The sequence below is a fragment of the Oceanimonas sp. CAM02 genome (genome assembly GCF_032842915.1).
Classification (GTDB): Bacteria; Pseudomonadota; Gammaproteobacteria; order Enterobacterales; family Aeromonadaceae; genus Oceanimonas; species Oceanimonas smirnovii.
On record NZ_JAWJBK010000036.1, the window covers coordinates 22173 to 29588 of the forward strand.

General features: G+C 54.7%; 9 protein-coding genes. 4 read left to right on the forward strand and 5 right to left on the reverse strand.

All coding sequences use genetic code 11. The features are described 5' to 3' along the window. The first annotated feature begins 8 nt into the window (after window positions 1-8). Genes R0I78_RS13560 through dolP form a run of 4 tightly spaced genes read left to right on the forward strand, consistent with a single transcriptional unit; the run spans window position 9 to window position 3284 of the window. The gene (locus R0I78_RS13560) at window positions 9-1766 is read left to right on the forward strand and encodes a penicillin-binding protein activator (RefSeq protein WP_317075711.1); all 1758 of its coding nucleotides are present in this window, start codon (window positions 9-11) and stop codon (window positions 1764-1766) included. Beyond that, window positions 1720-2103, forward strand: coding sequence for a YraN family protein (locus tag R0I78_RS13565; protein ID WP_040614592.1), 384 nt, complete (start codon window positions 1720-1722; stop codon window positions 2101-2103). Before R0I78_RS13560 ends, R0I78_RS13565 begins: the two co-directional genes overlap by 47 nt. An 8-nt stretch (window positions 2104-2111) precedes the next feature. Beyond that, window positions 2112-2702, forward strand: a complete 591-nt coding sequence (locus R0I78_RS13570) for an SIS domain-containing protein (RefSeq protein WP_019935023.1) — start codon at window positions 2112-2114, stop codon at window positions 2700-2702. A 3-nt stretch (window positions 2703-2705) separates the two neighbouring features. Further along, entirely contained in the window at window positions 2706-3284 is a 579-nt protein-coding gene (gene dolP / locus R0I78_RS13575; protein ID WP_317075712.1) for a division/outer membrane stress-associated lipid-binding lipoprotein, read from the forward strand. A gap of 46 nt (window positions 3285-3330) precedes the next feature. Here dolP and R0I78_RS13580 read toward each other — a convergent pair whose 3' ends face one another. The 5 genes from R0I78_RS13580 to petA form a co-directional block, all read right to left on the reverse strand. Then, a complete protein-coding gene (locus R0I78_RS13580; RefSeq protein WP_410506589.1) occupies window positions 3331-3759 on the reverse strand; it encodes a ClpXP protease specificity-enhancing factor in 429 nt (142 codons plus the stop codon). Between the two features lie 11 nt (window positions 3760-3770). Continuing rightward, window positions 3771-4400, reverse strand: a complete 630-nt coding sequence (gene sspA / locus R0I78_RS13585) for a stringent starvation protein SspA (protein ID WP_019935026.1) — start codon at window positions 4398-4400, stop codon at window positions 3771-3773. Window positions 4401-4488: 88 nt separating this feature from the next. Further along, a complete protein-coding gene (locus tag R0I78_RS13590; protein ID WP_019935027.1) occupies window positions 4489-5223 on the reverse strand; it encodes a cytochrome c1 in 735 nt (244 codons plus the stop codon). Continuing rightward, window positions 5220-6437, reverse strand: coding sequence for a cytochrome b (locus R0I78_RS13595; protein ID WP_019935028.1), 1218 nt, complete (start codon window positions 6435-6437; stop codon window positions 5220-5222). Before R0I78_RS13595 ends, R0I78_RS13590 begins: the two co-directional genes overlap by 4 nt. A 4-nt stretch (window positions 6438-6441) precedes the next feature. Next, window positions 6442-7032 carry a ubiquinol-cytochrome c reductase iron-sulfur subunit gene (gene petA / locus R0I78_RS13600; RefSeq protein ID WP_019935029.1) on the reverse strand — a complete coding sequence of 197 codons (591 nt, stop codon included), beginning with the start codon at window positions 7030-7032 and terminating at the stop codon, window positions 6442-6444. Window positions 7033-7416: the final 384 nt, after the last annotated feature.

Below are 7416 nucleotides of genomic sequence, written 5' to 3' on the forward strand. Positions count from 1 at the left end.
ATAAGGGATTGGCAACTCAACTTCAGCGCATCAGTGTAACACGACTGCTGTTTACTCTGGTGCTTTCAACCATACTCACCGCCTGTGGCAGTGGGTTTCTGCAGCCTGCCGTTACGCCGGAACCGGCACCAGACATGTTCAGCCCACTGGTGCGTCCGGCAGATCAATACCGGGTTCAGGCTGATATCGCCACCGGTGACAATGCTTTTGCCTGGCAGGTGCTTACCATTCGCTCTTTGTTACAACAAGGCAGCCAGCAGGAAGCCGAAGCCAGATTGCAGGCGTTGCGCGCCACGGCAAGCCTGTCTCAGCAACCCGTGGTACAGCTGCTTGCTGCTGCTTCCCGGCTGACTCAAAACCAGCCAGCCGAAACCTTGTCACTGCTTGATAATATCGATACAGGGTCATTGTCATCTTCCGGTCAGGCCTACTGGTGGCTGCTCAAGGCCAACGGCCATGAGCAGCAGCGTCAGCCGGTACAGGCTGCCCTGGCGCTGATTGCCCGTAATGAACTGCTGTCGGGCCCTGAGCAACGCCGGGACATTGATCGTATTTATCAATTACTCAGTGCTCAATCTCCCTCCGTACTGCGCAGCGCTCAGAGCGATAACCTTTCGGCCACAGCCAACGGCTGGCTGCGCCTGCTGGCGATTCTGAACAGTCAGGACATTCCCGCCGAGCAAAAAAACTGGCAGTTGCTGTCATGGGAGCGCAGCTATAATGATCATCCTGCCCGTGTTTACCTTCCGCAAGTACAGGGCCAAGTGCAGGCACCTGGCTTTGATGCCAGCCATATAGCGGTATTGCTGCCGTTGTCGGGCCGGCTGGCAGAACAGGGCGAGGCTATTCGTAACGGCATTCTCAGTGCCGGACAGGGACAATCGGCGCGAGTCAGCTTTTTTGATACTCAAAATCAGGACATGGCCGCTCTTTATCAGCAGATTATGCAGTCCGGCGCTGATATGATTCTGGGCCCTTTATTGAAGGATAACGTAGATACATTGCTCAAGCTGGATCCGGCCTTACCGGTACTGGCGCTTAATCAGCCCGTTTACCAGCCGGAACTGGCTACTTTCTATTACTTTTCGTTAGCGCCCGAGGGTGAGGCAAGCGATGCTGCTCGCCGTATGTGGGAAGAAGGGCATCAGCAACCACTGATTTTTGCGCCCGATAATGAGCTTGGCCGGCGAGTCTCGGCAGAGTTCAACCGCCAGTGGCAAACATTTAGCGGTCAGCCGGCTGCCGTATCCTACTTCAGCAATCAGGCCAGCATTGAAAAGGATGTGCGCAGAGCGCTCGGCAGCCATCATGCCGACTCGGTATTTATGCCCACCAATGCTGCCGAAACCCGCTTTATTCTTCCCTATTTTGATTTTGTGCGGGACAGTCGTGCCACACGCCTGCCGACCTATGTCATTTCACGCAGTTATATTCCTGCCGGTGAAGCCCCCATGGGCGAACTGGCCGGACTGCGGCTGGCAGATATGCCCTGGATGTTTGATAGTGCACCTCAGCTGAAAGAAGAGATTCTCGGCTTGTGGCCGAGTGCTGGCAGCGCCTGGCTGCGACTGTTTGCTCTTGGCTATGACGCCCGGGCAATTATTCCCCAGCTGCCGGCGTTGCGTCGTGGTGCGCCCGGAGTACCGGGCCTGACCGGCGAGCTGACAGTATCACCGGAAGGCGTAGTACAGCGGCACCTGCTATGGAGGGAGTACGACAATGGCAACTGGATACCGATCGGGGCAAACGCCGAACTTCAGGAATAAACGACAATACGGCGCGCTGTATGAGCGCCGTGCCGAAGACTACCTTCGCGCTCAGGGACTGACGCCGGTACAACGCAACTATCAGTGCAAACCGGGTGAGATCGATCTTGTGATGCGCCAGGGCGACACCCTGGTGTTTGTGGAAGTTCGCTTTCGGCAACGGGAAGACTTTGGTGGCGCAGCCATGTCAGTTACCTATGGCAAGCAACAAAAGTTACGCCGTGCAGCATTGTGTTATTTACAAATGAAAGGGCTGAATGAAGCCCATCAGTCCTGTCGTTTCGATCTGGTGGCCATTGACGGTGATCAGGTTAACTGGATACAAAACGCCTTTTGAGGAATCTCATGCAGGAAGAAATCAAAGCCAGCTTTACTGAAAGCATTCAGACCAAAATTGCCGCCGCCGAGGCGCTGCCCGACGATATTCTGGCGGCGGCTCAGATGATGGTCATGTGCCTGCTCAACGGTAACAAACTGCTGGTATGCGGGAATGGCGGCTCCAACGCACTGGCCCAGCTGTTTGTCAGCGAGCTTATCAACCGCTATGAAACAGAACGCCCGGCGTTGCCGGCCATGTGTCTGACCCTGGATACCAGCAGCATCAGCGCCATTGCAGTGGACCATCACTTTGACGATGCCTATGCCCGCCAGATCCGAGCATTTGGTCAAAGCGGCGATGTGCTGGTCGTTATCTCTACCAGCGGTCACAGCCGCAACCTGATCAAGGCCGCCGAGGCGGCGCTCAGCCGGGACATGACCATCGTCGCCCTGAGCGGCGGCGACGGCGGCGAACTGGCAGGCCTGCTTGGCCCCAATGATGTGGAAATCAGGGTTCCGGCACTGCGGGCACCGCGCATTCACGAGGTAAACCTGCTCACCCTGCACTGTCTGTGCGACCTGATTGACCGCACGCTTTTCCCCAGCCAGGAGGACTGATTAATGAACAAGACACTGATGGTGATACTGACCTCACTCACCTTGCTGCAGGGCTGCGCCGGACTGGTGGCCGCAGGCGGTGCAACCGGTGCCAACATGATCACCGACAGGCGCACCATAGGTACGCAAATCAGCGATCAAACCATTGAGATGCGTGCCCTTCACCGGCTGGGAGAAGAACAGCCCATGTGGGACCAGAGCCGTTTTGCCGCCATTGCTACTAACGGAAAAGTATTACTGATTGGTCAGACTCCCAGCGAGGAATACCGCACCCGGGCCGAGCAAATAGTGGCTGACGTGCCCGGTGTTAAGGAAGTTTTTAATGAAATACGCACCGGTCAGCCTGTTTCTCTCAGCCAGCAAAGCAAGGACATCTGGCTTACCTCAAAAGTGAAAAGCACACTGCTGGCAGAAAAAAATCTTGACGGCACCAAGCTCAAGGTCGTGACTGAAAATACCGAAGTATTTCTGATCGGTCTGGTAACCCGCAAGGAAGCGGATATCGCCGTGCAGCTGAGCCGTAACGTGGCTGGCGTATCCCGGGTGGTCACCGCGTTTGAATATATACAGCCGGCTCCTTAAGCCGGCAAAACGCGCAAACAAAAACGCAGCCTTGCGGCTGCGTTTTTTATTTAATGACTTTGAGGTTTGGTCTGCCTTTTTTAGGCGCAGGCGAAGACGGCCCAGACTCTGTTACGGACTCAGGCAATGCTTCTTCGCTGGCTGCTTCCAGCCAGGCCTCATAAGCCGGCTCCGGCGGAAAGAAAGTGCCGGCACCGTTTTCACGGGCCTGAATGGCCACCACTGCCGCCATCGGAATATACACCTGCAGCGGCTGGCCGCCAAAACGGGCATTGAAGCTGACCGTTTCATTGTCCATCTGCAGACCGAGCACAGCGCTGGGAGAAATATTCAGCACTATCTGACCGTCATTCACATACTGGCGCGGTACTTCGGTATGAGGTACTTCAGCATTAACCAGCAGATGCGGCGTCAGATCGTTGTCCAGCAACCAGTCATAAAACGCCCGCAGCACATAAGGACGGCTTGGGGTCATTTCATCCATGGTCACACCTTGCTGCTCAGATCACGCTCGGTTTCAGTCAGTGAGGCCTGAAAGGAATCCCGCTCAAACAGACGTACCATATACGCCTTGATTTCCTTGGCGCCACGGCCGGACAGCTCTATGCCCAGAGACGGCAGACGCCACAGCAGCGGCCCCATATAGCAGTCAACCAGGCTGAACTCTTCACTCATAAAATAAGGATATTCGGCAAACACAGGCGCAATGGACAGCAGTGCTTCACGCAGCTCTTTACGGGCTTCATCCGCCTTGTCACCACGCTGAATGCGCTCAGCCAGCGCGTACCAGTCCTGCTCAATCCGATGCATCATCAGCCGGCTGTTACCTCTGGCCACCGGATAAACCGGCATCAGGGGCGGATGAGGAAAGCGCTCATCCAGGTATTCCATAATGATATGAGATTGATAAAGCACCAGCTCACGATCCACCAGGGTGGGCAGAGTACCGTAAGGGTTCAGTTCCAGCATATCTTCGGGCAGGCTGTCAGGCTCTACCTGGCTGATTTCCACACTGACGCCTTTTTCTGCCAGCACAATACGTACCTGATGGCTGTAGATATCATCAGCACCGGAAAACAGCGTCATGATGGAACGTTTATTGGCCGCAACTGCCATTGAATCCTCCAGAAATCAAAAATGGGAACGGCAATGGAAGCATTATACCCCCATTGCCGCTCACCTGCTCAGCTCAGTCGACGTCGGCTCAGTGCACGTCGCGCCAGTATTCTTTCTTCAGCAGATAGGCAATGATGAAGAAGATAACCAGAAAGCCCAGCACCCAATAACCCATGCGCTGGCGCTCCAGTTTAACCGGCTCACCGGAATAGACCAGGAAGTTAACAATATCCAGTACTGCCTGATCATATTCAGCCGGGGTCAGCTCACCATTACCATCAGCCTGAATACCCACCGGAGTGACCACTTCAACACCGTCAACCATGCGGGTTTCGGTTTTCAGATGGGCACTGCCCTGCAGCGGCTCCAGTACGTGAGGCATACCCACGGACGGGAACACCAGGTTGTTTACACCAAAGGGACGGGTCTCGTCCTTATAGAAAGAACGCAGGTAAGTGTACAGCCAGTCGGCACCACGCACCCGGGCAACCAGGGTCAGATCCGGCGGTGCGGCACCAAACCAGTTAGCGGCATCCGCTTCAGGAATGGCGTTTTCCATCAGATCCCCGATGGCAACACCGGTGAAGTTCAGGTTGGCCTGCATCACGTCTTCAGGAATACCCAGATCTTCGGCAACACGGTTATAACGCTGATACTGAGTGCTGTGACAGCCTGAGCAGTAGTTCATAAACAGCTTGGCACCGTTTTGCAGCGAGGCCTTGTCACTCAGATCGTAATCCGCCTCATCGAGGTGAACCTTTCCGCCGGCGGCAAAGGTCAGGGCCGGCAACAGTGCAAATAATGCAACAACTATCCTTTTCATTTGAACGTTACCCTCTCTGGCAGCGGCTTGGTTTTTTCGTTTTTGCTGTAGAAGAACAACAGCACGAAGAAGGCAAAATAGCCGAACGACGTAATCTGTGCCAGCAGCGTCAGTACCGGCGTAGACGGCAGCGCGCCCAGAATACCCAGAATAATAAAGCAGATCACAAACTGAACGATGTTCAGCAGGTGCAGCTTGCTGCGATAGCGGAAGGAACGCACCTTGCAGCGATCCAGCCAGGGCAGCACAAACAGTACGGCAATGGACAGACCCATCAGAATAACGCCCATCAGCTTGTCGGGAACTGCACGCAGAATGGCGTAGAAGGGAGTGAAGTACCATACCGGCGCAATATGCTCAGGGGTCTTCAGGCCATTGGCTGCTTCAAAGTTCGGCGCTTCCAGGAAGTAGCCGCCACCTTCAGGCATAAAGAAGATCACGAACGCAAAGAAGAACAGGAAACCGGCCACACCCACAATGTCTTTTACGGTGTAGTAGGGGTGGAAGGGAATGGCGTCTTTTGGCCAGCCGTTCTCATCCTTGTTTTTCTTGATATCGATACCGTCCGGGTTGTTGGATCCCACTTCGTGCAGCGCAACGATGTGCAGGAACACCAGGATCACCAGCACCAGCGGCAGCGCAATCACGTGCAGCGCAAAGAAGCGGGTCAGAGTTGCACCGGAGATAACATAGTCACCCCGAATCCACAGGGTCAGATCGTCACCAATAACCGGAATGGCCCCGAACAGCGAGATAATTACCTGCGCACCCCAGAACGACATCTGGCCCCAGGGCAGCAGATAACCCATAAAGGCTTCCGCCATCAGTACCAGGAAGATCAGCATGCCGAACAGCCACAGCAGTTCGCGCGGCTTCTGGTAAGAGCCGTAGATCAGACCACGGAACATGTGCAGATAAACCACCACAAAGAAGGCGGACGCACCGGTACTGTGCATGTAACGCAGCAGCCAGCCGTACTCTACATCACGCATTATGTATTCGATGGAGGCAAAGGCACCTTCACCGGACGGGTTGTAATTCATGGTCAGCCAGATACCGGTGAGGATCTGGTTTACCAGTACCAGCATGGCCAGTGAGCCAAAGAAGTACCAGAAGTTAAAGTTTTTGGGCGCGGGATACTGACCTACATGCTTGTTGTAGGTCGCTGTCATCGGAATGCGCTCGTCGATCCAGCTTACGAGTTTACCCAGCATGGTGTTAGGCTCCTTCCTTGTCTTCACCCACCAGTATGGTGGCGTCGTTGACATAGTAATAAGGGGGAATGACCAGGTTCAGCGGAGCCGGAACTCCCTGGAACACACGGCCAGCCATATCAAACTTGGAACCATGACAAGGGCAGAAAAAGCCGGCGCTCACACCCTGTACCTGCTCGCCAAAGCTGTCAGGCAGATAGGTGGGCGAACAGCCCAGGTGAGTACACAGACCCACGGCCACAAATACTTCCGGCTTGATAGAACGGTATTCGTTCTGGGCATATTCCGGCTGTTGCGGCTGCTCGGACGCAGGATCCCGCAGCTGGTTATTATGCTTGGGCAGACCGTCCAGAATCTCCTGGTTACGGCGAACCACCCAAACCGGCTTGCCACGCCACTCAACCCGAATCAACTGACCGGGCTCCATTTTGCTGATGTCGACTTCTACCGGCGCGCCGGCGGCTTTTGCCTTGGCGCTGGGGTTCCACGATGCGATGAAAGGCACAGCGGCAAAAGCAGCTCCGACCCCACCCACGACTGTGGTTGACCAGGTCAGAAATCTGCGGCGACCGGTATCAACTGGCGCATTGCTCATCCAAAAACTCTCCCATTTGGTCTCCGCGCATTTATTTTTCGTTCCATGCATTGATACTGCTGTGTGACAACCGCGGCGGATATTCTGGTTTCAATTGCCACAAAAAACCCGGAAATTCTAATGAAAAGCGCGCACTTTTACAAGGACGCGCACCGTGTCACAGATCGCGAATATCAGGCTCAAATTTGTTTCAAATCAACAAATAAGCAACAATCAATCACGCTGCAGAAACGGGCTTTCGATCATAACGAGTAGGGTGAGGCGTTACCGCCTCATCCCTCTCACAGAACCGTACGTACGGACCTCGTATACGGCTCATGCCTGCTTTTATTCAGCCTGCGGGCTGAACACATACCCTGTCCTGACATCTTCAAGATTGACCAG

Coding starts and splice junctions, on each gene's coding strand:
- sspA (WP_019935026.1), bottom strand. CDS start 4,400: ATGGCAGTTGCGGCCAATAAACGTTCCATCATGACGCTGTTTTCCGGT.
- R0I78_RS13580 (WP_410506589.1), bottom strand. CDS start 3,759: ATGACCCCAAGCCGTCCTTATGTGCTGCGGGCGTTTTATGACTGGTTG.
- R0I78_RS13590 (WP_019935027.1), bottom strand. CDS start 5,223: ATGAAAAGGATAGTTGTTGCATTATTTGCACTGTTGCCGGCCCTGACC.
- dolP (WP_317075712.1), top strand. CDS start 2,706: ATGAACAAGACACTGATGGTGATACTGACCTCACTCACCTTGCTGCAG.
- R0I78_RS13570 (WP_019935023.1), top strand. CDS start 2,112: ATGCAGGAAGAAATCAAAGCCAGCTTTACTGAAAGCATTCAGACCAAA.
- R0I78_RS13595 (WP_019935028.1), bottom strand. CDS start 6,437: ATGCTGGGTAAACTCGTAAGCTGGATCGACGAGCGCATTCCGATGACA.
- R0I78_RS13565 (WP_040614592.1), top strand. CDS start 1,720: ATGGCAACTGGATACCGATCGGGGCAAACGCCGAACTTCAGGAATAAA.
- petA (WP_019935029.1), bottom strand. CDS start 7,032: ATGAGCAATGCGCCAGTTGATACCGGTCGCCGCAGATTTCTGACCTGG.